General features: G+C 65.0%; 23 protein-coding genes. 7 read left to right on the top strand and 16 right to left on the bottom strand.

The features are described 5' to 3' along the window. The first annotated feature begins 61 nt into the window (after positions 1-61). Positions 62-1,021: a LysR family transcriptional regulator gene (locus ABFG95_RS02110; RefSeq protein ID WP_054415698.1), complete on the top strand. Its 960-nt coding sequence runs from the start codon at positions 62-64 to the stop codon at positions 1,019-1,021. 58 nt (positions 1,022-1,079) lie between these two features. Here the strand turns inward: ABFG95_RS02110 and ABFG95_RS02105 are convergent, their stop codons facing one another. From ABFG95_RS02105 to ABFG95_RS02095, 3 genes are all read right to left on the bottom strand, one after another. Then, a complete protein-coding gene (locus ABFG95_RS02105) occupies positions 1,080-1,406 on the bottom strand; it encodes a hypothetical protein (RefSeq protein WP_348995379.1) in 327 nt (108 codons plus the stop codon). A 150-nt stretch (positions 1,407-1,556) separates the two neighbouring features. Further along, the gene (locus ABFG95_RS02100; RefSeq protein WP_312474530.1) at positions 1,557-1,766 is read right to left on the bottom strand and encodes a hypothetical protein; all 210 of its coding nucleotides are present in this window, start codon (positions 1,764-1,766) and stop codon (positions 1,557-1,559) included. Positions 1,767-1,823: 57 nt separating this feature from the next. Beyond that, positions 1,824-2,252, bottom strand: coding sequence for a GNAT family N-acetyltransferase (locus ABFG95_RS02095; RefSeq protein WP_348995378.1), 429 nt, complete (start codon positions 2,250-2,252; stop codon positions 1,824-1,826). A 62-nt stretch (positions 2,253-2,314) separates the two neighbouring features. Between ABFG95_RS02095 and ABFG95_RS02090 the strand changes: the two genes are divergently transcribed. Together ABFG95_RS02090 and ABFG95_RS02085 are read left to right on the top strand one after the other, a co-directional pair. Further along, positions 2,315-2,557 carry a hypothetical protein gene (locus ABFG95_RS02090; RefSeq protein ID WP_063570087.1) on the top strand — a complete coding sequence of 81 codons (243 nt, stop codon included), beginning with the start codon at positions 2,315-2,317 and terminating at the stop codon, positions 2,555-2,557. Positions 2,558-2,585: 28 nt separating this feature from the next. Next, on the top strand, positions 2,586-2,792 hold the full coding sequence (locus ABFG95_RS02085) for a hypothetical protein (protein WP_348995377.1): 207 nt from the start codon (positions 2,586-2,588) through the stop codon (positions 2,790-2,792). A gap of 113 nt (positions 2,793-2,905) precedes the next feature. On the opposite strand, the gene ABFG95_RS02080 is transcribed toward ABFG95_RS02085, so the two are convergent. Then, a complete protein-coding gene (locus tag ABFG95_RS02080; RefSeq protein ID WP_312474518.1) occupies positions 2,906-3,871 on the bottom strand; it encodes a 2-hydroxyacid dehydrogenase in 966 nt (321 codons plus the stop codon). A 184-nt stretch (positions 3,872-4,055) separates the two neighbouring features. Continuing rightward, positions 4,056-5,051, bottom strand: a complete 996-nt coding sequence (locus ABFG95_RS02075) for a tripartite tricarboxylate transporter substrate binding protein (RefSeq protein ID WP_068950817.1) — start codon at positions 5,049-5,051, stop codon at positions 4,056-4,058. A 174-nt stretch (positions 5,052-5,225) separates the two neighbouring features. Here ABFG95_RS02075 and ABFG95_RS02070 point away from each other — a divergent pair, with 174 nt between their 5' ends. Further along, positions 5,226-6,116, top strand: coding sequence for a LysR family transcriptional regulator (locus ABFG95_RS02070; RefSeq protein WP_049073341.1), 891 nt, complete (start codon positions 5,226-5,228; stop codon positions 6,114-6,116). A gap of 165 nt (positions 6,117-6,281) precedes the next feature. Here the strand turns inward: ABFG95_RS02070 and ABFG95_RS02065 are convergent, their stop codons facing one another. The 4 genes from ABFG95_RS02065 to ABFG95_RS02050 all read right to left on the bottom strand — a co-directional run bounded on the left by ABFG95_RS02065 (position 6,282) and on the right by ABFG95_RS02050 (position 9,800). Further along, positions 6,282-6,866: a hypothetical protein gene (locus ABFG95_RS02065; protein WP_348995376.1), complete on the bottom strand. Its 585-nt coding sequence runs from the start codon at positions 6,864-6,866 to the stop codon at positions 6,282-6,284. After that, a complete protein-coding gene (locus tag ABFG95_RS02060; RefSeq protein WP_348995375.1) occupies positions 6,863-8,167 on the bottom strand; it encodes a YcxB family protein in 1,305 nt (434 codons plus the stop codon). Before ABFG95_RS02060 ends, ABFG95_RS02065 begins: the two co-directional genes overlap by 4 nt. A 373-nt stretch (positions 8,168-8,540) precedes the next feature. After that, on the bottom strand, positions 8,541-8,930 hold the full coding sequence (locus ABFG95_RS02055; protein WP_006387081.1) for a DCC1-like thiol-disulfide oxidoreductase family protein: 390 nt from the start codon (positions 8,928-8,930) through the stop codon (positions 8,541-8,543). A 249-nt stretch (positions 8,931-9,179) separates the two neighbouring features. Continuing rightward, positions 9,180-9,800: a DUF2239 family protein gene (locus ABFG95_RS02050; protein ID WP_175144517.1), complete on the bottom strand. Its 621-nt coding sequence runs from the start codon at positions 9,798-9,800 to the stop codon at positions 9,180-9,182. A 209-nt stretch (positions 9,801-10,009) separates the two neighbouring features. On the opposite strand from ABFG95_RS02050, the gene guaB reads away from it, so the two are divergent. Both guaB and guaA read left to right on the top strand, forming a co-directional pair. Next, positions 10,010-11,470, top strand: coding sequence for an IMP dehydrogenase (gene guaB / locus ABFG95_RS02045; RefSeq protein ID WP_049073345.1), 1,461 nt, complete (start codon positions 10,010-10,012; stop codon positions 11,468-11,470). A 120-nt stretch (positions 11,471-11,590) separates the two neighbouring features. Then, the gene (guaA, locus tag ABFG95_RS02040; RefSeq protein ID WP_063570092.1) at positions 11,591-13,183 is read left to right on the top strand and encodes a glutamine-hydrolyzing GMP synthase; all 1,593 of its coding nucleotides are present in this window, start codon (positions 11,591-11,593) and stop codon (positions 13,181-13,183) included. A 336-nt stretch (positions 13,184-13,519) separates the two neighbouring features. On the opposite strand, the gene ABFG95_RS02035 is transcribed toward guaA, so the two are convergent. The 4 genes from ABFG95_RS02035 to ABFG95_RS02020 all read right to left on the bottom strand — a co-directional run bounded on the left by ABFG95_RS02035 (position 13,520) and on the right by ABFG95_RS02020 (position 17,673). Then, positions 13,520-13,924: a hypothetical protein gene (locus tag ABFG95_RS02035; protein WP_348995374.1), complete on the bottom strand. Its 405-nt coding sequence runs from the start codon at positions 13,922-13,924 to the stop codon at positions 13,520-13,522. After that, entirely contained in the window at positions 13,911-14,366 is a 456-nt protein-coding gene (locus ABFG95_RS02030; protein WP_054415672.1) for a hypothetical protein, read from the bottom strand. Before ABFG95_RS02030 ends, ABFG95_RS02035 begins: the two co-directional genes overlap by 14 nt. 52 nt (positions 14,367-14,418) lie before the next feature. Continuing rightward, positions 14,419-16,722, bottom strand: a complete 2,304-nt coding sequence (locus tag ABFG95_RS02025; protein WP_348995373.1) for a TonB-dependent siderophore receptor — start codon at positions 16,720-16,722, stop codon at positions 14,419-14,421. Positions 16,723-16,833: 111 nt separating this feature from the next. Then, positions 16,834-17,673 (bottom strand): helix-turn-helix transcriptional regulator, encoded by an 840-nt coding sequence (locus ABFG95_RS02020; protein WP_348995372.1) that lies wholly within the window; start codon positions 17,671-17,673, stop codon positions 16,834-16,836. 44 nt (positions 17,674-17,717) lie between these two features. Here ABFG95_RS02020 and ABFG95_RS02015 point away from each other — a divergent pair, with 44 nt between their 5' ends. Beyond that, entirely contained in the window at positions 17,718-18,524 is an 807-nt protein-coding gene (locus ABFG95_RS02015) for a pentapeptide repeat-containing protein (RefSeq protein ID WP_348995371.1), read from the top strand. A 64-nt stretch (positions 18,525-18,588) separates the two neighbouring features. On the opposite strand, the gene ABFG95_RS02010 is transcribed toward ABFG95_RS02015, so the two are convergent. The 3 genes from ABFG95_RS02010 to ABFG95_RS02000 form a co-directional block, all read right to left on the bottom strand. Continuing rightward, complete coding sequence (locus tag ABFG95_RS02010) at positions 18,589-19,269, bottom strand: hypothetical protein (RefSeq protein WP_141702531.1); 681 nt, start codon at positions 19,267-19,269, stop codon at positions 18,589-18,591. 72 nt (positions 19,270-19,341) lie between these two features. After that, complete coding sequence (locus tag ABFG95_RS02005; protein WP_348995370.1) at positions 19,342-19,731, bottom strand: hypothetical protein; 390 nt, start codon at positions 19,729-19,731, stop codon at positions 19,342-19,344. A gap of 388 nt (positions 19,732-20,119) precedes the next feature. Continuing rightward, a complete protein-coding gene (locus ABFG95_RS02000) occupies positions 20,120-20,893 on the bottom strand; it encodes a hypothetical protein (RefSeq protein WP_348995369.1) in 774 nt (257 codons plus the stop codon). Positions 20,894-21,016: the final 123 nt, after the last annotated feature.

Below are 21,016 nucleotides of genomic sequence, written 5' to 3'. Positions count from 1 at the left end.
TGCGGCAATATGAATTGCTAGAATCATTCATTGCGTTTTACGCAAACCAAGGGCAAACCCGATGAACCCGCAAATCCTGCAGGAAATGGCCGTGCGCTACTTCCTGGAAGTGGCGCGCTGCGGCTCCGTCAGCGTCGCGGCGGAGCGGCTGGACGTGGCGCCGTCGGCGGTCAGCCGCCAGATCGCCCGGCTCGAACGCGAATTGGGCACCCTGCTGTTCGAGCGCCGCTCGCGCGGCATGGCGCTCAACGCCGCCGGCGAACTGCTGGCCGCCCACGCCAAGCGCGCGCACCAGGACGTGGAGCGCGTTGCCGGCGAGATCATGGGCCTGCGTGGCTTGCGGCAGGGCCTGGTGCGGGTGGTCTGCACCGAAGGCTTCGCGCATGACTTCCTGCCGGCCGCCATCGCCGTTTTCCGCCGGCAATACGCCGGCATCCGTTTTTCGCTGGACGTGTGCTCGCAGCGCGAGGTGCCCGTCCGGGTGCGGGACGGCACGGCCGATATCGGCGTCACGCTCAGCCTGACTTCGCACCATGACGTACGGGTCGAGCTGCGCATGCCGGCGCCGGTGCGCGCGGTGGTGGCGCCCGACCATCCGCTGGCGGGCCGGTCCGAGGTATCGCTGGCCCAGTTGATGGCCTATCCGCTGGCCTTGCCCGATGCCGATTCGACGCTGCGGCAACTGATCGACATCAGCTGCAGCCGCCAGCAGTTGTCATGCGAACCGATGTTCTCCAGCCGCAGCGTCGACGCGCTGGTGGCGTTCGCGGGGGCGGGCGGCGGCGTGGCGTTCTGCGGCGAACTGGCGATCCGTTATCGCCTGCGCGCCGGGCAGGTGGTGGCCCTGCCGCTGCGCGACCGCGAAATGAACGAACGCCACTTCGAGGTGCAGACGCTGGCCGGACGCGTGCTGCCCGAGGCGGCCAAGGCCTTCATCGCCAGCCTGCGCGCGCAACTGCAAGCGGACGGCGGCGCGGCGCTGGCGCGTTGGCGGGAGAGCGGCGCGGCGCCCGCGCCTTAGCGGAAGCGGGGCGCGGCGCCCGCGCTTTTATTGGGAGAGCGGTGCGACGCCCGCGCATTTAGTGCGAAAGCGGCGCGACACCAGCGCCTTGGCGCGGCGTCGCGATCATGCCGGCCTGGCGCGCGGCCAGCCAGGCGCGGCCCTTGGGCGTCAGCGTGGCCACGGCGGCCCCGGCGTCGCCGGCGTCGCCGGCAGATCGGCGCGCCAGGTCCACCAGGCCGTTGCTGGTGGCGTCTTCCCAGGCCGACAGGCGCGGACACGAGGTGCGCCACGCCTCCATGATGTCGGCATAGGTGCGAGGGCGCTCGGCAACCCAGATCAGGAACTGCGTCAGGTTGCCCAATTGCGAGGCGCTGGCCTCGATGGCGGGGGGGGCGTCGGACATGGCGGGCTCCAGGCGCGAAGGGCTGGTTTTCACGATACTCCCGCGCCAGCGCCGCGACCAGTTCCGAAAAGGCCTGTTCCCTGGCCAGTCCCGCGCGCATCCCGCGCCCACGGCTAGCAACGGCCATTGGCGGCCACCAGCGCCACGCGCTCAGGCGACCCGTGTCACGCTGTCGCCCGGCCGCGCCATCTCGTGATACAGGTCGTCCAGGTACGTCGCCAATTCGTCTTCCGCGACATCCGCCGGAATGACGATCTCGCCAGCGCGCACGCGCTTGCCCGCCACGGACTGGTACACGGCCCATTGGCCAGCTTCGCGCTCGATGTCCAGTTGCAGGCGGCGGTAGATGTCGAATCGCATGATCGGCGTGGCGGGATCTCGATGGTGGCGCGCGTGGCGGCCCGGCTTGTGCCGCGCTCAGGCAGACGCCGGGCCGATGAGCTTCCTCATCGACGGCGCCGCATGCAGCGTGTATTGCTCGCGTTCATAGAATGGAATCGCGTCGGGCCGGGCATCCAGGAACACCGCCCCCATGCCGCGAGCGCGGGCATCCGCCTCGGCGTAGGCCATCAGCGCGCGGCCGGCGCCGCTGCCGCGCACGGCCTCGTCGACCACCAGATCGTCCACATGCAGATGCGGACCGCGCGCCAGCGTGTGCACGGGCCGCATGCCCATCACGCCGATCAGCCTGCCGTCGCGGTAGGCGCCGACCAGTTCGTAGCCGCCATGCGATTGCCGCCGCACGCGCTGCAGGAATTCGGCTTCATCGAGGGCGGTGCGCAATTGGCGGATCAGGGGAAAGGCCTGGGCCCAGGCGGACGGCTCGATGCTGTTGCAGATCACCATGATGTCTCCGGATAGTTTGGCGGCAGGCTACCATGGCCCGGCCCCAAAAAAGAGGAGCGGCCATGGAAGAAACATTGAACGGATTTCAGATCACGCGTGGCGCGTTGCAGGTGCAGGACGGCTACGTGCCGGTCATCGAGGCGCGGGGGCCGGCGCCCGACGGCCGCATCCTGCATGGCGCGGTGGCGGTGACCGAATACGGCGTGTTCGAGGATCAGGAAGAGGCCATCAACGCCGGTTGGACGATCCGGGTGCGGTCGATCATGGCGCGCGCCGATGGGCTATCCATCACGATCGATGCGTGACGCGGGCAATCGCGGCGGATGCGGGTCGATGGCGGAAGATGGCGCCGTAATGGCAGCGAAATGCCGTCGCGCCAAGGGTGCCCGTGGCGGGCGCGCCGCCCGTTGGCCAGGCGCGCAGAGAAAAAAAATCCGGCCCGAAGGCCGGAAAAAATTACAACAACAAGCACAACAGCTCGCCGGCACGAGCCAGTGCGGTGAGAAATTTATCATGTATGAGATAAATAACAAGATGTAGTGTCCATAAGATGGACGCTTGATGGCCGATTTCCTCAAATAATGCCCCATTCGAGGGCGTTCCCGCGGAGCGGGCGGCATCGCTATCTCGTTCGCTCGCCGCGGCCCATCGTCTCAAACCACCCGCGTCACCGTCTTGCCTTCGCGGAACCAGCCATCCAGGTTGGCCAGCATCAGGTCCGCCATGGCCCGCCGAGTCTCATGCGTGCCGCTGGCGATGTGCGGCAGCATCACCACGTTGTCCAGCGCGTTCAAGGCGGCCGGCGTGGCCGGTTCATGCTCGAACACGTCCAGGCCCGCGCCGGCGATGACGCCGCTTTGCAGCGCCTGGACCAGCGCGGCTTCGTCGACCACCGTGCCGCGCGCGATGTTGATCAGCCAGCCGCGCGGGCCCAGCGCCCGCAACACCTCGCCATTGACCAGGTGGCGCGTGGCGCCGCCGCCCGGCACTGCCAGCACCAGGAAATCGCACTCGGCCGCCAGCGTCGTGATGTCCGGGCAATAACGGTAGTGCGCCGGCGCGTCCGCGCGCGGCTTGCGGTTGGTGTACAGGATGGGCATATCAAATGCTTCGGCGCGTCGCGCGATCTGCAGGCCGATATTGCCCAGCCCGACGATGCCGCAGCGCTTGCCGCTCATGCGCGTGCCCAGGCCGAAGCCTTCTTGCGGCCAGCGGCCGGCGCGCACGAAGCGGTCAGCCTCGGCGATGCGGCGCGAGGCCGCCAGCATCAATGCCAGCGCGGTGTCCGCCACGCAGGCATCGAGCACGCCCGGCGTGTTGGTGACCCGCACGTCGCGTGCCTGCGCCGCCGCCAGGTCGATGGTGTCGTAGCCCACCCCGAAACTGAATACGCCTTCCAGCGCCGGCAGCGCGTCGATCAGTTCGCGCGATGCGCCGAAGCGGCCGCTGGTGGCGATGCCGCGGATCGCCGCGCCGTGGTCGCGCAGCAGCGCCGCCTGGTCGGGGCTTTGCCACCAGCGGTGCACGCGGTAGCGCGACTCCAGTTCGGCGGTCAGTTCGGGCAGCAAGGGGCCTACCATCAGCAGGTCGGCGAGGGGCTGGGAAGCAGTCGTGGTCATGTCGGGTGTCATGGTTGTTGCAGCGACCCGCGGGCGCGGGATTCGCAAGAAAAGGGGCGGTGGGACGACCGAAGAGGAAAGCCGTCTGCGCCGGGACGGACTGGGGACAAAAAAATGGGCGGTGCGCAATGCCGCGCCCTCGGGGCGCGTCATCGCATCGTGGGCGGTCGCTTCGCCCGCCCGATCATTGGGTCTGGATATGCCGTGTCTTGATGATCTCCCCGTAGCGCGCGCGTTCGCTTGCCGCCAGCGCCTGCAGTTCCTGCGGCGTCGAACCGTGCGCCAGCGCGCCCTGCGATTCGAGCTTGGCCTGCATCGTCGGGTCGCTGGCCACTTCGCGGATCGCGGCCGACAGCTTGTCGATCACCGCCTGCGGCGTGCCCGCCGGCGCCAGCACCGCCGTCCATGAGCCGGTCTGCGCGTTCTTGACGCCGGCCTCGTCGATGGTCGGCACGTCGGGCAGCGCGGGCGAACGCGTCGCGCCGGTCACCGCCAGCGCGCGCAGCTTGCCGGAGTTGACGTAGGGAATGGTCTCCAGCACCGATGCGAACAGCATGTCGACGCGGCCCGCCATCAGGTCGGTCATGGCCGGGCCGCCGCCCTTGTAGGGCACGTGCATCAGGTCGGTGCCGGTGGCCTGCTGGAAAATCTCGCCCGACAGGTGCGGCGCGCCGCCGGTGCCGGAACTGGCGAAGGTGTGCTTGCCGGGTTGCGCGCGCGCCAGCGTCACCAGGTCCTTCACGTTCTTGGCGGGCAGGGTGGTGGGCACCACCAGCACGAACGGCAGGTCCGAGAACAGCGATACCGGCGCGAACGCGGTGGCCGGATCGGAATGCAGCTTGTAGATCCACGGATTGATCGCCAGCATGCCCGAATTGGCGAACAGCAGCGTGTAGCCGTCGGGGTTGGCGCGCGCCACCAGATCGGCGGCGATCTGCCCGCCGGCGCCCGGGCGGTTGTCCACCACCACCGAGGCCGCCAGCTTGTCGCCCAGCGCCGCCGCCAGCAGGCGCGCCGAAATGTCGGTGCCGCCGCCCGGCGAGAACGGCACGATCAGGTTGATCGGGCGGTCCGGGAACGGCGCGGCCTGCGCCGCGGCGGGCAGGGCGCCACAGGCGGCCAGGGCCAGGGCCGCGGCAAGGAAGCGGCGGCGCGGGCGTGCGGAATTGCGTGTCTCCATGGTCTTCTCTTTGTAGTAGTGAGCGGCGCGGGCCGCGGAAAGTCGATGCTGCGATGGCACTCCTTTCGCGGGGCGGAAAAACGCGCCCCGGTGCTGCGGCCGAGTATAGGAACGCCGGCCGATGGATGACTATTCGAGCTATAAATAGCATTGATCAATTCAAGGATTGAATCGATGGAATTCCGCCAGCTCGAATGCTTCATCGCCGTGGCCGAGGAACTGCACTTCGGCCGCGCCGCCCAGCGCCTGTGCATGACGCAGCCGCCGCTGTCGCGCCAGATCCAATTGCTGGAGCAGGACCTGGGCGTGACGCTGTTCGAGCGCAGCAGCCGTCAGGTCGAACTGAGCGCCGCCGGCCGCCGCTTCCTGCGCGACGCGCGCCACCTGCTGGAGTATTCGGCCCGCGCCACCGCCAGCGCCCGCCGCACCGCCGGCGGCGACGCCGGCCACATCACGCTGGGCTTCACGGCGGTGGCCTCGTACCGCCTGATGCCATCGCTCATCATGCGGGCCCGCAAGCGGCTGCCGGGCGTGGAGATCCAGTTGCGCGAAACCGTCAGCACCGACCTGTCGCGCCTGCTGCTGGCGCGGGAACTGGACGCGATCCTGGCGCGCAGCGTGCCGCAGCAGGCCGGCATCGAGGCCCGCCTGATCGAGCGCGAGCCGCTGGTGCTGGCGCTGCCGGCGGATTCACCGCTGTGCGAACAGGAGGTGGTGCCGCTGCGGCTGCTGCAGGGCCAGCCCTTCGTGCTGTATTCGCCGCGCGAAGGCAAATACTTCTATGACCGCATCGTCGGCGCATTCGGCCTGGCCGACGTGCAGCCCGACTACGTGCAGCGCGCCAGCCAGACGCATACCTTGCTGGCGCTGGTGCGGGCCGGACTGGGCGTGGGCATCGTGCCCGATTCGGCGCGCGAGCTGCGCCTGGAGGGGGTGGAGTTCCGGTCGCTGGGCCAGCGCGACCTGTATGCCGATATGTACCTGGCCTGGCATGCGCAGCACGACAACCCGGCGCTGGAGGCCTTCCTGCGGCAGGTGGCCGAGGTGCTGCCCCCCGCGCCCTGAAGGGGGCGACAGCCGGGGGCGCGCCCGGCGTGTCGTCGCCGTTCAACGCGATGGGCAGGGCATTGCGCAGGCGTCCGTGGCGTTTAACGCAACCGGCCAGGGGATTGCATGGCGTTCGCGGCGTTCAACGCGGGGGGACTGGGTCTCGCATGGCGTTCGCGCTGCTCAACGTGACGCGCCGTTCGTATCCGACTTCAGGCTCTCGATGATCCGCATTCCGTCCCGGTGGCGCTGTTCGCCGGTTTCGCACGACTTGCAGATCGCGCCGACGTACAGGCCGTCGACCACCGTCTCGGCGAACACGCCCGACCGGTACTGGTGCCGCGCATCGGTCTCGACCCGGTACCAATCCCGATCGCCGATCCGCACCCGCTCCAGCGGCTGGCGGATATCGGCATCGGGACTGGTCGCGCGCAGCACCGCGCGCAACCGGAAATAGCGCTTGAGCGGCGAGGCATAAAGCGCTTGCAAGCGGGCGTCATCGTCGTCGCCTTCGAGCGGCTTGGCTTGCATCAGCAGGGTGCAGGTTTCCTGCGTCTGTTCGCACGCCTCGCTTTCGCATACCAGTTGCACGCGCCGCATGCCGCTGCGCGAGACCTCGCCTTGTGGCGAGCCGTCCACCACCCAGCCCTCTGGCAGCTGCACCGACAGGCCATGCGGCAGATCGAGGGTGCCGGCGGACGCGGCGGGCGCCAGCGCGCCAAGCGCCGCGCACAGGGCCGCCAGGCGGATCAAGGCCGGCCCGCTCATGGCGTACCCCCGCGCGGGCGATGGTCACCGCCCGCCCCGCCCGTGAGAATGCGTTCGAACAGCGCCAACTGCTCCGCGTCCAGCGCGCGTCGGGGCAGGATCAGCGGTTCGCCCTCCCGCCGCATCAGGATCAGGTGTTCGCCTTGCCGCTCGACCCGGTCGAAGCCGGCCGTCGCGAAGCTGTTGACCCAACCGTCCTGCCAGACTTCGAGCCGATCGTCATACAGCCGCGCCTCGTGTTCCTCGGCCGGCATGCGTCGGTGCATCTGCCCGGCCAGCTTGTACGCGTGGCGGCGCCGGGACCAGGGATGCAGCAGGATGATGACGGCCAGGATGGTCCAGAACCCCAGCGTGATCTTCCAGAAACTGTCCGTGAACATCTCGCCGAACAGCGGCCAGGCATAGCGCAGCGGCACCCGCTCGGGATCCAGCAGCCACAGCAGCACGAATATCAGCGGCACCAGCAGGGCGGTCAGCGCGAAGGCCAGCAGGAAACCGCGCCGGCGGCGCCGCCGCATGCCGGGACGTTCGATCTGCCACGAAATCGCGGTAGCCCGGTCTTCCTGGTTCAGCAGGAAGCGCGTCGTCAGCAGCGGCGGCGCGGCCTCGGGCGCCTGCCGCGCTTGCGGCGGGCACCGCGTCGCGTCGGGGGCGCCGGCGTGGCAGGATGCGGCCCACGCCTTGATGCGCGCCACCTGCTCGTCGGATAGCGCCTGTCGCGGCAGGGCGTACACGTCCTCGATGTTGCGCAACTGGATGAACAGGTGGCCGGGCGCCTCGGCAAGCCCCTGGATGCGCGAGCACGCCATGGCCGTCTCGCGTCCCGGCAGGGTGACGGTCAGCCCGCCCGGCTGAAAGCAATAGAGCGGGTGGATGGTCTGGTCGAGCCCTTCGTCGCGGCACCAGCGCGCCAGGCGCCCGCGCACGATCGCCGGATGGCGGAAGTAGTAGATCAGCACCGGGATGGCCACGACCAGGATGGGCACGCCGTCCAGGCCGAACAGGTCGTGAAAGAAGCGCGAGAGGAACGGGCCGAAGCCCTGCTCGCCGCTATCCCGCCAGGAAGAGAACCCCAGCATCCCCAACAGCGCCAGCACCACCCACGCCAGGAGGTACAGCGCGCGCCGCCGGGCGGCCCCGAACATGTCCGCGTAGCTGAACAGCGCGGCCGCGATGCGGTCCTGCAGCGTGATCGGCGCGGTCAGCGAGAAGCCGTCGGCCGGCATCGCGCCGGGCGCGTCGTTCGGGGGCGCAACGGGCGGCGTCAGCGTGCCGTCGGCAGCGGTGCTCGGCTCGGGCATGGGGTCTCCGTAAGGGGTTGACCCGCAATTTAGCATTGCTGCGGGGCGGGGCGGGGCGGGGCGGGGCGGGGCGGGACGAGCCGAGACGGCACTAGGCTAGGCGGGACGGGGAGAGGCGCGGCGGGGAGAGGCAGGGCGCGATGAGGCAGGGCGCGATGAGGCGGGACGCGGTGAGGCGGGACGCGGCGAGGCAAGGCAACGCGAGGCAAGGCAACGCGAGGCAAGGCAACGCGAGGCAAGGCAACGCGAGGCAAGGCAACGCGAGGCAAGGCAACGCGAGGCGAGGCAACGCGAGGCAAGGCAACGCGAGGCGAGGCAACGCAAGGCAAGGCAACGCGAGGCAAGGCGCGCGACCAACCGCGCGCCGCCGCTGTCAGGCCGGCATCTTCTTCTTGCCCAGCAGCGCCAGCGTCAGCGCGCGGCCACGGCTCATGAAGGGATACAGCGCCGCCGACAGGCACGGGCGGCGGAAGATGGCCGCATTGATCTGGTTGAACAGGTCGCTGTCGGAACTGAGCAGCGCCAGCCGGTTGATGCAATCGGCGCCCCAGTAGATGTGCCCCTCCAGCCGCAGCAGCATGCCGTCGTTCAGGTCATAGCCACGGTCGCGGAAATACGCCACCAGTTCGGGATGCTGGCGCATGTCGAGCAATTCGACCGGGCCGACAGCCTTGCGCAACTGCACCATCCGCACGTAGTTGGTGCAGAACGGGCAGTCGCCGTCGTACAGCAGGAAGTTGCGGGGCGCGGTATCCGTATCCATGACGTACAGCTTACCAGCGGCGGGCGTCGCTTGCTTGGCGTGCCGGGATGCCGCCGACGCACGATTGGAAGCGGCGCATGACGCGCGCGCCGCCATGCGCCAGCGGCGCGCGCAGCCATGCGGCGCAGCGACGGCCCGCGGTCGCGGTGGGGAGGTATGGGGCGCAGGTGTGTGGCGCAGGTATGTGCGTAGGGATAGGGCGCAGGAACAGGCCACTGGGATCGCGCGCCGCGATTCGCGGCCTGCCGCTCAGGCCTCCTCATCCGCCCACGCCAGCGCCATGGCGTAATCGCGCACGTCCGCCGGCCATGCGGCCACCTGCCGCGTGAAACCCGCGCGATCATCGGCATACAGCGCCCGCGTGGCCTCCTCGAAGCCCGGCAGGTTGCCGCCCATGCTCGACATGAAGTGGTACGCCGCTTCCTGCCGCTGGCGCCGCTGGTCGCGCGCCTCGTTGTCGCGGCGCGCCTGTTCCACCAGTTTGCGCAGCGCCACCGACGCGCCGCCCGGCTGCGCCGCCAGCCAGTCCCAGTGGCGCGGCAGCAGCGTCACCTCGCGCGGCACCACGCCCAGCTTGGGCCGGCCGCGGCCGCGCGGGGCGGCGTCGGCGCCGTCCGCTTCCTCGGCGGGCGCGGGGGCGGCATCGGCCGGCGCCTGATAGCGCGCGCGGATGTCGGCGTCAGCGCCGCGCAGGTCCAGGTCGACCTGCTTGCCGGTATGGTCGTCGAACACCAGGATCGCGCCGTCGCCATGACGGTTGGCGTGACCGTCCTGGGCCTGCTTGACGGCAAGGGCGACCTCGGCAAGCGCGCCACGCGCCAGCAGGCGGTGGCCTTCGAAAGCGGTATGGGGAAGGAGAGGCTGGGTCATGGCGTACAGGGGTTTTATTTACCCGGATAAATTTAATGCCTGGCATTGTGCGGCTTGCCAAAGCGCTTGTCAATATGATCCGGGTAAAAATAGTGCAAGGTCACAACGCCTATTGAAAAAAGTCGCAAAAATCATGCGCCGACCTAGGGTCAACACCTAGTCAAAACACGTCAGCGGCGTATAATCTTGCTTTGCGCCCGGAGTTACCCATGCGTCTCGTTCAAAAAGCGCTCACCTTCGACGATGTGTTGTTGGTGCCTGCGTATTCCGAGGTGTTGCCGCGCGACACCTCCCTGGCCACGCGCCTCACCCGCAACATCTCCCTGAACATCCCCCTTGTGTCCGCCGCCATGGACACGGTCACCGAATCCCGCTTGGCGATCGCCATGGCCCAGGAAGGTGGCATCGGGATCATCCACAAGAATCTGTCCGCCGACGCCCAGGCCCGTGAAGTCGCCCGCGTCAAGCGCCACGAATTCGGCATCGTGATCGATCCGGTCACCGTCACCCCCCAGATGAAAGTGCGCGACGCCATTGCGTTGCAGCGCCAGCATGGCATCTCGGGCCTGCCGGTGGTGGAAGGGCGCAAGCTGGTCGGCATCGTCACCAACCGCGACCTGCGCTTCGAAGAGAACCTGGACCAGCCCCTGCGCAACATCATGACGCCGCAGGAACGCCTGGTCACCATGAAGGAAGGCGCCACGCTCGATGAAGCGCAGGCCCTGATGCACAAGCATCGCCTGGAACGCGTGCTCATCGTCAACGACGGTTTCGAGCTGCGCGGCCTGGCCACCGTCAAGGACATCGTCAAGAACACCGAGCACCCGCTGGCCAGCAAGGACGCCCAGGGCCAGTTGCGCGTCGGCGCCGCGGTCGGCGTTGGTGGCAACACCGAAGAGCGCGTTGAAAAGCTGGTCGCTGCCGGCGTCGACGTGCTGATCGTCGACACCGCCCACGGCCACTCCAAGGGCGTGCTGGAAGGCGTGCGCTGGGTCAAGCAAAACTACCCCAAGGTCGAAGTCATCGGCGGCAACATCGCCACCGCCGCCGCCGCGCGCGCGCTGGTGGAATATGGCGCCGACGGCGTCAAGGTCGGCATCGGCCCCGGCTCGATCTGCACCACCCGTATCGTCGCCGGCGTCGGCGTGCCGCAGATCCACGCGATCTCCGAAGTCGCCAAGGCGCTGGAAGGCACGGGCGTGCCGCTGATCGCCGACGGCGGCATCCGCTACTCGGGCGACGTCGCCAAGGCCCTGGCCGCCGGCGCGTTCTCCTGCATGATGGGCGGCATGTTCGCCGGCACCGAAGAAGCGCCGGGCGAAGTGGTGCTGTTCCAGGGCCGTTCGTACAAGTCGTACCGCGGCATGGGCAGCCTGGGCGCCATGACGGAAGGCTCGGCCGACCGCTATTTCCAGGACCCGGCCAACAACGCCGACAAGCTGGTCCCCGAAGGCATCGAAGGCCGCGTCCCCTACAAGGGCAGCGTGCTGGCCATCATCTACCAACTGGTCGGCGGCATCCGCGCCTCCATGGGCTACTGCGGCGCCGCCACCATCGACGACATGCGCACCAAGGCCGAATTCGTGGAAATCACCTCCGCCGGTGTCCGCGAATCCCACGTGCACGACGTACAGATCACCAAGGAAGCGCCCAACTACCGCGCCGACTGATCCCCGTACAGTCAACTACAATGTCATGCATCACGCACCGGCAGAACCGCAAAATCAGTCAGCGGTTCTGCCGGTGCGGTTTTATTTACAGCGATTTCATTCCTTACCGGTAGAGTCTCCATGCACCAGCGCATCCTCATTCTCGACTACGGTTCGCAAGTCACCCAACTGATCGCCCGCCGCGTCCGCGAAGCCGGCGTCTACTCCGAAGTGCACCCGGGCGACGTCGACGATGCTTTCATCCGCGACCAGATGGCGCAGGGCCTGAAGGGCATCATCCTGTCGGGCAGCCACGCATCGGCCTACGAAGAAGGCTCCATGCGCGTGCCGCACGCCGTGTTCGAGCTGGGCGTGCCCGTGCTGGGCATCTGTTATGGCATGCAGTCCATGGCGCAACAACTGGGCGGCGTGGTCAGCTTCTCCGACCACCGCGAATTCGGCTACGCCGAAGTCCGCGCCCACGGCCACACCAAGCTGCTGGAAGGCCTGGAAGACTTCACCACGGACGAAGGCCACGGCATGCTCAAGGTCTGGATGAGCCACGGTGACAAGGTCACCGAGCTGCCGCCGGGCTTCAAGCTGATGGCCTCCACGCCGTCCTGCCCCATCGCCGGCATGGCCGACGAAGAACGCCGCTTCTACGCCGTGCAGTTCCACCCCGAAGTCACGCACACCGTGCAAGGCAAGGCCATGCTGGCCCGCTTCGTCAACGAGATCTGCGAATGCCAGGGCGACTGGAACATGCCCGACTACGTCGCCGAAGCCGTCGCCCGTATCCGCGAGCAGGTTGGCGAAGACGAAGTCATCCTCGGCCTGTCCGGCGGCGTCGACTCGTCGGTGGCCGCGGCCTTGATCCACAAGGCCATCGGCGACCAACTGACCTGCGTGTTCGTCGATCACGGCCTGTTGCGCCTGGACGAAGGCAAGCAGGTCATGCAGACCTTCGCCGAGAACATGGGCGTCAAGATCATCCACGTCGACGCCACCGCCCAGTTCATGGGCAAGCTGTCCGGCGTGGCCGACCCCGAAGCCAAGCGCAAGATCATCGGCCGCGAGTTCGTGGAAGTGTTCCAGGAGCAAGCCGGCAAGCAGAAAAGCGCCAAGTGGCTGGCCCAGGGCACCATCTACCCCGACGTCATCGAATCGGCCGGCGCCAAGACCGGCAAGGCCACCTCGATCAAGTCGCACCACAACGTCGGCGGCCTGCCGGACACGCTGAACCTGAAGCTGTTGGAACCCCTGCGCGAACTCTTCAAGGACGAAGTCCGCGAACTGGGCGTGGCCCTGGGCCTGCCGCCGCAGATGGTCTACCGCCATCCGTTCCCAGGCCCGGGCCTGGGCGTGCGCATCCTGGGCGAAGTCAAGCATGAATACGCCGAGCTGCTCCGCCGCGCGGATGCGATCTTCATCGAGGAACTGCGCAACACCAAGGACGAGGCCAGCGGCCTGACCTGGTACGAGCTGACCTCGCAGGCGTTCGCCGTGTTCCTGCCGGTGAAGTCGGTGGGGGTGATGGGGGATGGGCGGACGTATGAGTACGTTGTCGCGCTGCGCGCGGTGCAGACGTTTGACTTCATGACGGCCGATTGGGCGCCGTTGCCGCATCCGTTGCTGGCTCGGATTTCCTCGCGGATTATTAATGAAGTGCGGGGGATTAACCGGGTGGTGTATGACGTGTCGAGCAAGCCGCCTGCGACGATTGAGTGGGAGTGATCCCGCTTCGCTTTGCGAACGGTAAATGAAAAAGGCGCTTCGGCGCCTTTTTCATTGGTTGGGGACTGCTGCTGAAGCAGGCGGAGTCACTGTCGAGCGCTTGATCGAAGCGGGTGTGGCGTAGTGGGGGCGGCTCCTGGCTAGGCAATGTGAGATTGGAGCCGGATGGCAATGCGCTCGAAAGCGTCGCTTCTCCGTCTTTCGCACCGGCAAAAGGCGCGCCTTTCTGGCGATAAAGGGCTTATTGATCACAGCCCATAAAAAGTCAGGCCCGCATCGCGCCACGACAATGCGCCGCGATACCGTTGCATCAGCGCTCGGACACTGCATAAGCCATCAACCGGGTGATTTCCCATCCTTCGAGAGCAGTGCTCTAGCCATCTCCACAGCCTCCTCACGCGAAGCCGCCAGAAGCAGCGGGTAGCCCCAGAACTTGGCGAAAAGGACGGCGAATGCCTTGTAACCCAGGCGTTTGGCCTGGTTGGGTTCGATCTGAATCATGGCCAGAACCTGCTTTCGCAATTGGGCTTTGTGCTTTTTCATCCAGAGCGCGAGGCGTTTCTTCTCTTCCGGCGAGTGCTGGTGTTCCTCCGCGGGCGGCGCGGTATCGCTCAAGATGACGAAGGGCTCGTCGCGCCGCAAATTGGCTTCGAACGCATCGAAGTCCTGCTGGTGATCGTGTCCGGGTTCCTGCGCAAGATTCATCCAGACCAAGGGGAAGTCAGAGCTATTCATCGGCATGGCCGTTTTCCTTGTTTTTGATGCGACGCCAGGTGGCCGCGATAGCGAACACGCCGGGCAGCGTAATGAAGAACACAGCCGAAAAGGCCACGTGCCAACCGTCGCGCAACCCGTCGGCGATTCCCCCGAGGGTATTCAGAACGACAAGCAGGCTGCCCAGGACCAGCGCAACCCACTGGGTCTTACGGGTTCCGATCAGCGCGAAGAGCACCGCGACGATCCAGCAACCATAGAACGTGGGAAACATCCACAGTACGTCGGGCTCAAACGTGATCGCCGGTGTTGCTCCTTGCGCTCTCACGAAGTCATTGACGTAAAAGAACAACTGGAAGGTGACGAACAGCACGGCGCCAGCGGCTGTCGTCAACCAGAACAAGGCGACCTTGTCGGGATTGTTCACGGCCAGGGTTTGCGCGGGGGGCAGGGGAGGCTTGAGGGGCATAAGGGCTTTCTCGATGGGTTTGCGATGGCGGAAGCGTTCGCCTGGGTTCAAATCAATACCGATAGTTCAGCGTGACCATCACATTGCGTGGCGCGCCATAACCCACGGTGTCGAAATCGCCTTTTTGCAGCGCGTATTTCTTGTCCAGAACGTTGTTGACGTTGACGGTGACGTTGGTCTGCTTCGTGACGTCGTAACGGCCCATCAGCGATACCAGCGCATAGGAGCCCTGTTCCCCGCCCAGCGAACTGGTGCCGGTATTGGGCGCCTGGTAGAAGCGGCTTTGCCATTTGATGCCTCCGCCCAGCGTCAACTTGCTCCAATCCCCCGGCAACTGGTACGTGGTGAAAAGCTGCGCGGTGGTGCGCGGCAGTTGCGAATTCAAGCGAACGCCATCGCCGTCTTGCGCCGTGAAATGAGCGATACCCGCATAGATGTTCCAGCCACGCGCCAGCTCGCCCTGCAAGTCCAGTTCGATCCCGCGGGATTTCGTCCCGTCCGCGCCTTTGTAGGCCTGGCCGCCGGCTGGCGTATAGGAGCCGGCGACGATCTGCGCCGCGTTGTCGAGCCGGGTCTCGAACAAGGCCACCGACGCATTCAGGCGCCCGTCCAGGTAAGCGCCCTTGAGGCCGATTTCCTTGGTCTTTCCCTTTGACGGGGTGAGCACGCTGCCATTGCTGTCGCGATAGTCGGTCTGCGGGTTGAAGATGCCCGTATAGCTGACGTAGGCCGAATAGGTGTTGTTGATGTCGTAGATCAGGCCGGCATACGGCGTGAATTCGTTGCGCTTCTTGTAGTGCAGCGAGCTGCCGTTGGCGGTATCGTCGATTTCGTAGTTGCTGAAGCGGCCACCCACAATGAGTTTCAGGGGCTCGGCCAGCGAGAAGCGGGCCGCGCTGTAGATACCGCTCTGCTTGATTCGGGTGCGGGTCGGTATCCAGGGCATGGCTTCGAAGGCGGGGCGGGGCAAGGCCGGAGTCAAGTCATAGATGTTGACCGGCGTAAAGCCCGGATAGAACGGCGCGATGTCCTCCTGGCTGGCCGTGCGGCGCGAACTCGTCGCCCCGACCACCAGGTCATGCTGGCGGCCGAGCAGTTCGAAGGGGCCGCTCGCCATCACGTCGAAGGTGTTTTGACGGCTGCGGGCTTCCGACGCCAGTGCTACCGGATAGGCCCCGGAGGGAAAGAAGCCCAGTCCCGTGGCGCGATCGGGGCGGCCGACCAGGCCGGCCAGTTTGGCATCGGAGTCGGTGCGGTACTGGTTGGCGATGGCACGCAGTTTCCAGCCGTTGTCAAAGCGGTGCTCGACCTCGGCAAACGCCGTCTTGAGGGTGTTGTCCCAATGGCTCCAGTCCTGCGCGTAAGTCCTGGAGCGTGAATATTCCGCCTGCGTGCCGTCGCTGAACCATAGTGGCAATCCACCCCAGGTGGCGCCCTTCGGCGTGATGTCCTGATAGTCATAGCCCAGGCTCACTGTCGTGTCCGGGGTCAGGTCTGCCTCGATGATGCCGTAGAACGACTTTCTTTCCGGTCTGTAGCCGTCAAGGTACGAGTGCCCATCTTGGTAAGTGCCGACGAGGCGGGCGCGGATGCGGCCGTCCTCGGTCAGCGGCGTCGAGATGTCGCCCATGCCCCGGTAGGTGTCCCAGCTCCCAGCGCCAAGCGAAGCGGCGGCCGAGAAATCACGGGTCGGTCGCTTGCGCACCAGATTGATGGCGGCCGACGGGTTGCCGGTGCCGGTCAACAAGCCGGACCCGCCGCGCACGACCTCGACGCGATCATAGAACGCGGTATCGATGGAACCGATTCCGCTCCCGTTGACGGTGTTGCCGACGACGGTGGGGATGCCGTCGTACTGAACGTTGTTGATCAGGAAACCACGCGAATAGAAACTCGTTCGTTCGCTGTCGGACTGGTAGGAGGCGATGCCCGTGGTGTTATCCAGCACGCTCTGCACCGAATTCAACTGCTGGTCGTCCATGCGCTGACGCGTGATCACCGTGACCGCCTGCGGCGTTTCCCGCAGCGACAGCGGCAGGCGGGTGGCGGCCGTTGTTTCGCCCGTCGTATAAGAGCCCGTACCTTCGGTGGCCGCCGTATCCGTGCGGCCGGTCACGGTTATGGCCGGCAAAGCGATCTCCCCTTGAGATGCTTCCCGCGCCTCGGGTTGGGTCGGCGCCGGTTCCGCGGCAAATACGCCCTGTGCGCTAATGAAAAAAACGGCCGCGGCGGCCGAGCCGAGCGCGCTACGGGGCGCAGCCCTCATGGAGTGACCATCCGGACGAGAACGGACGAAGCGTTCGTTCGGCATATTCATCGGCCAACGGGGCTTCCCAGCGGGGGTGAGGGTAGGCATCAACAAGACTCATTTGCATTTGGATGCCAAATTAAACACTGCGCATGGGTCGGCCGCATGGCGAAATTGGGCCAGATTGTTATTCAGTTAGGCCAGATCCCGTCAGCGCATTCAATCGGGAAGCGTGATGCCGGGAACGCCGGCCAACGCTTCGCCGTTCAGGCGATCCGAGAGGTATCGTGCCGGCGGCTTGCCCATTGCCTTGCGGAACATCGTTACGAACCCGCTCGCGTTTTCGTACCCGAGCTCCAAGGCCACCGTTTGCACGCTTTCGCCCTTGGTCAGGCGTTGCAGGGCAAGGATCACATGCAGTTGCCGACGCCAGCGTCCGAAGCTCATGCCAATTTCGTGCAGCAGAAGACGGCTCATGCTTCGCTCGCTCATGCCGATGCGAATAGCCCAGTCGGCTTTCGAGGTCTTGTCCGTGGGATCGGCCAGCATCATTTGCGCCAGGCGGCGCAAGCGCGCGTCGCGCGGCATGGGCAGATGCAGGTCTTCGACGGGCGCTTCCACCAGCTCGTCGAGCAACGCGGCAATCAACCGGTCTTCCCGTCCCCCCAGCGGGTATAACTCAGGAAAACCGGCCGCCCGCAGCAGCAATTCGCGCAGCAGTGGCGATACCGAAATCGTGTAACAGTCTTTGGGAAGATCCGGTGTGGCGTCCGGCTCGACAAACAGGCAATAGCATTCCGTTTCACCGGCCCCGCGCGCCGCGTGGGGCAAATCTCCCGGTATCCAGATGGCGCACTGTGGCGGCACGATCCAGACGCCGTCTTCAATTTCGCAGTTGAGGATGCCTCGCACGGAGTAGATCAGTTGCGCCTTGCGATGCCGGTGCCTCGCGTTCTCCCAGTCCTTTCTCACCGATGTGGCACTCAAGGCGACAACGGGGCGCGAGACGCTATCGACATCCCTTGGCACGGTTAGATCGGTGATTGCGACGCGCGACATGGTGTCTCGTAGCGGCTCGGATGGAAAATGAGGCTTTGGCCTGAATGAAAAATATTATGGTCATCTTGCTCAATTGCGTCCAGTGGCGCCAAAACCAAGGTGCGATTCACCGTGCTGCCCGGCGTGTAGTACGGGCTGCGGCGGGAGCCGTCGGTTGCTCGGGCAGGGGACTCGCCAGCCACGACTATAGTGATAGTGGTCGCGGCAAAAATTCGATCGCCGCTCGAGGAGGGGGAATGCAGGCAAAAGATGCGCGCGGCAGGTGGCAGGCAGAGCACTTGCGATCAGTCGGAAGGCGCCTTTCCGATGCGGCCAAGTCCATGAGGATGGGCGCGATGCCGGAGTCGCCGTTCGGACTCACGGACGAGGGCTTTGAGGACTACCGGGGGACTACGCTCGCGGAAGCGGTGCGCTACCTGAGCATCGAAAGGGTCGATCTCTCCGACGCTCTGTTCAAGGACGGGGCCAGCATCAACGAGTCCGAGGCAAAGGGGTGCAAGTTTGAGCGCATCGATATGCGCAACGTCTTTGTGCGAAGGAAATTCGATTCGTGTAGCTTTGTCGGTGCGAAGCTCAATGGCGCGCGATTGGGCGGGGAGTTCATTGGCTGCGACTTCTCGCGTTCGAATCTGTCCAAGTCCTTTGCGACAGACTGCAGGTTTGTCAATTGCAAATTTGCGGGGGCAAACCTCTCAGGTATTCATTTCATCAGTTGTGTATTTGACGGGTGTGACTTTACGGGAGTCAAGGTCATGTCCGGATCAGTCGCCAAGAGCAGGTTTGTGGGCGGTGCTGCCCCGGAGCAGCTTCAAGGCTGTATCACGGATGGGGTCGTGATTTGTCCTGCCTGAGTCGGCCCGAGGGGCGTCATAAAGCCCTTCCGAAAGGCGTGGAAGGTCCGTCGTTCCCATCCTTTCAGGTGTTTTCTGCCGGATCGGTCCGCAGGCCTTTGATGATCCTCAGTGCCGACGATAATGCATAGTGTCGTTGTGAGAAGTCGTACGAACGACCGCTATCAACGGAAAGATTCAAATAATGGCCACGCTGATGCATGTCGGGAACCTTCACGCTCTTGGAAAATGAATCGCCGATGATCGTGGGGTAACGAGAAAAAAACTCCCCGATTCGCGCGCGGGCCTTGGGGCCTATCCCGAATTCAGGGTCAATCAACGATTCAACTTCGATTTGAAATAATTCAACGCCCGCGTGCACGAGCGCATCCATGTGCGAAGCTCTGTCCAGCAGCGAAAGATCATCCTTGAGCAAGAAGAGTCCGTTGGCGATTTTGCCCACTTTCAATCTCGCCAGGGCCTGCAACTGCGCCAGGCTCGATTCGGTTTTTTCGGGATCCACAACCGTGAACTCCAGATAGCGGGGCTTCAATTCTTCAATGATCTCCCTGCAAAACCCAATGTCACCCACGCCATCAACCGGATGGACGGCATGCGAGCAATCGAGCGCGCTGCCGAGATGCCTGCACTGATCCAGGTCCAGCGCACTCGTGGAGGATGAGCGCGCCACGACAAAGCCAGCGACGTCGATCGACCCAAGTTTTTCAGCGTGAGCAAGCGACCTTATTTGATTGACTTTTATCACTTCAGCCCCTGTATGCGTTGAACGTATTATTCGCCGGGGAGGGGCGCCAGACCGCCTTAGCCATGTCGCTGTTCAATCCGGCCAACCTATCGACGCCGCTTCTCCCTTGAGTGCAGCCATGAATGATGAAACATCAAGGCCCTGGAATTCGTGCTTGTTCAAGGCCCCTTCAACGAAGACGAAAAAATAACGGGCCACGATGGCTCTCTGCAGCGCTACATCCATATCCTTGAGCTGGTCCTCTGAAAAGCACATGTCCAGGTAGAGAACGCACTCAGCCTTCGAAAAACGCCGCGATGACTTCCTGCCGATCTCATCGGGAAGGCAGCGAAACACAAAGAACATCTCGATCTTGACCGACTGAAAGCGTGCCTCCAGGGCGGGAAATATCGAATCAAGTTCATTCGCGATTTGGTAGACGCTGGTCGTGCCGCTTGTGTCTGTAGACAAGCCAAGTTTCATTGCGGCATCAACTCCTGCACTTGTTCTCCGCGGGAGGCAAGCCTTCCGGTTTAAAAAACCGATTCCTCATTCGCTCCGCGGTACGATTAAAGCTCTTGGCCGTGTAGCGTGGTAGGGGAAAGCGCTGGAATTTTTTCCCCGCGGCCACACAGCAGGATATCGGGTTTCTGGAGACTTGGCGCGTGGCCCTGTACTCCGGCGGCAGCCCAGGCCCTGGCCCCGCATTGGCTCGGATAAGAAGCGGAGATGTCAGGGACGTTGGTCATAAGTGGGGATGTGGCTTGGCTTTGCGAACGGTAATTGAAAAAGGCGCCTTGGCGCCTTTTTCATTGCTCGCGTTTGCCGCGCCAGGGCGCGCGGCGTCACATACGGATGTCGGTGCGGCAGCCTACGGCTTGCTGGACGCAAAGCGCCAGCAGGCCGTGCGCGCCTTGCTGCCGACGCTGATCTGATTCGTGTCGAACGACTCGATCAGGGGTTGTCCGCCGACGCAGGCGACGATGAACGTGGCTTGCGTGTCGTAGCGATATGCCAGGCGGTGCGTGGCGCCGGGCGCGAGCCCCAGGTCCTGGGTGACGTAGGTCCGTTTCGTGCGGGAGAACTCGCTGTTGTGCGAGGCGCAGACCGTGCCGTCCTTCTGCCCCTTGGCGGCGTATACGTTGCAGTACCCGACAGCCACTGATGCCTTGCAGGTGTTGGTGTAGGTGATATAGCCGTCGGTCGTCCGCCCTTGCTTGAGACATTCGCTCTGGTTGGGGCCGTAAACCAGCGTCTGGCTTGCCGGCTTCGGCTTGGCGGAGGCATTGGCGGCGGCGCCGGCCGATGCGGTCTTCTTGGCATTCGGACTCGAACTGGCGGCCGCCTGTTTCAGCATCTCATCCCTGGCTTTCTGCAGGGCGCCGAGTTGGCACGTCCGCCAGGTTTTATAAATGCCTGGGGGAATCCGACCCAATTCATCCCTCGTAATGTCGATATCGCGGTCTATCGAAGAAGTGCTTTTACTGTCCTGAAAGCTCCGCTGATACCGTTGCAGATCTTCGTTGAGCTGATTTGCATTGGCCGGGCCATACATTTGAGTCTGTTCAGCTTCACATGCCGCCAGGGCATAGGGAGATGCCAGGCTGCAGATGACAAGGGCAAAGACTCGACTTGCAAGTTTCATGGCGGCGGTCCTCCGCGTTTTGCGGTATCGGGATGGGGAACGTGGACGGGTGGGACAATATTCGAAACCCGCCGACGCGCGCATCTCCAAGATTGGGGATGCGCTGCGGCATTTACATCGGCT

Source organism: Achromobacter sp. HNDS-1 (assembly GCF_040084795.1).
Lineage (GTDB): Bacteria > Pseudomonadota > Gammaproteobacteria > Burkholderiales > Burkholderiaceae_B > Achromobacter > Achromobacter ruhlandii.
This window is presented reverse-complemented; position numbering and strand designations above follow the sequence as displayed.

Excerpts from the sequence above, each read along its gene's own strand:
- ABFG95_RS02110 (WP_054415698.1), top strand. The coding sequence starts at position 62 with ATGAACCCGCAAATCCTGCAGGAAATGGCCGTGCGCTACTTCCTGGAA.
- ABFG95_RS02105 (WP_348995379.1), bottom strand. The coding sequence starts at position 1,406 with ATGTCCGACGCCCCCCCCGCCATCGAGGCCAGCGCCTCGCAATTGGGC.
- ABFG95_RS02100 (WP_312474530.1), bottom strand. The coding sequence starts at position 1,766 with ATGCGATTCGACATCTACCGCCGCCTGCAACTGGACATCGAGCGCGAA.
- ABFG95_RS02095 (WP_348995378.1), bottom strand. The coding sequence starts at position 2,252 with ATGGTGATCTGCAACAGCATCGAGCCGTCCGCCTGGGCCCAGGCCTTT.
- ABFG95_RS02090 (WP_063570087.1), top strand. The coding sequence starts at position 2,315 with ATGGAAGAAACATTGAACGGATTTCAGATCACGCGTGGCGCGTTGCAG.
- ABFG95_RS02085 (WP_348995377.1), top strand. The coding sequence starts at position 2,586 with ATGGCGGAAGATGGCGCCGTAATGGCAGCGAAATGCCGTCGCGCCAAG.
- ABFG95_RS02080 (WP_312474518.1), bottom strand. The coding sequence starts at position 3,871 with ATGACCACGACTGCTTCCCAGCCCCTCGCCGACCTGCTGATGGTAGGC.
- ABFG95_RS02075 (WP_068950817.1), bottom strand. The coding sequence starts at position 5,051 with ATGGAGACACGCAATTCCGCACGCCCGCGCCGCCGCTTCCTTGCCGCG.
- ABFG95_RS02070 (WP_049073341.1), top strand. The coding sequence starts at position 5,226 with ATGGAATTCCGCCAGCTCGAATGCTTCATCGCCGTGGCCGAGGAACTG.
- ABFG95_RS02065 (WP_348995376.1), bottom strand. The coding sequence starts at position 6,866 with ATGAGCGGGCCGGCCTTGATCCGCCTGGCGGCCCTGTGCGCGGCGCTT.
- ABFG95_RS02060 (WP_348995375.1), bottom strand. The coding sequence starts at position 8,167 with ATGCCCGAGCCGAGCACCGCTGCCGACGGCACGCTGACGCCGCCCGTT.
- ABFG95_RS02055 (WP_006387081.1), bottom strand. The coding sequence starts at position 8,930 with ATGGATACGGATACCGCGCCCCGCAACTTCCTGCTGTACGACGGCGAC.
- ABFG95_RS02050 (WP_175144517.1), bottom strand. The coding sequence starts at position 9,800 with ATGACCCAGCCTCTCCTTCCCCATACCGCTTTCGAAGGCCACCGCCTG.
- guaB (WP_049073345.1), top strand. The coding sequence starts at position 10,010 with ATGCGTCTCGTTCAAAAAGCGCTCACCTTCGACGATGTGTTGTTGGTG.
- guaA (WP_063570092.1), top strand. The coding sequence starts at position 11,591 with ATGCACCAGCGCATCCTCATTCTCGACTACGGTTCGCAAGTCACCCAA.
- ABFG95_RS02035 (WP_348995374.1), bottom strand. The coding sequence starts at position 13,924 with ATGCCGATGAATAGCTCTGACTTCCCCTTGGTCTGGATGAATCTTGCG.
- ABFG95_RS02030 (WP_054415672.1), bottom strand. The coding sequence starts at position 14,366 with ATGCCCCTCAAGCCTCCCCTGCCCCCCGCGCAAACCCTGGCCGTGAAC.
- ABFG95_RS02025 (WP_348995373.1), bottom strand. The coding sequence starts at position 16,722 with ATGCCTACCCTCACCCCCGCTGGGAAGCCCCGTTGGCCGATGAATATG.
- ABFG95_RS02020 (WP_348995372.1), bottom strand. The coding sequence starts at position 17,673 with ATGTCGCGCGTCGCAATCACCGATCTAACCGTGCCAAGGGATGTCGAT.
- ABFG95_RS02015 (WP_348995371.1), top strand. The coding sequence starts at position 17,718 with ATGAAAAATATTATGGTCATCTTGCTCAATTGCGTCCAGTGGCGCCAA.
- ABFG95_RS02005 (WP_348995370.1), bottom strand. The coding sequence starts at position 19,731 with ATGAAACTTGGCTTGTCTACAGACACAAGCGGCACGACCAGCGTCTAC.
- ABFG95_RS02000 (WP_348995369.1), bottom strand. The coding sequence starts at position 20,893 with ATGAAACTTGCAAGTCGAGTCTTTGCCCTTGTCATCTGCAGCCTGGCA.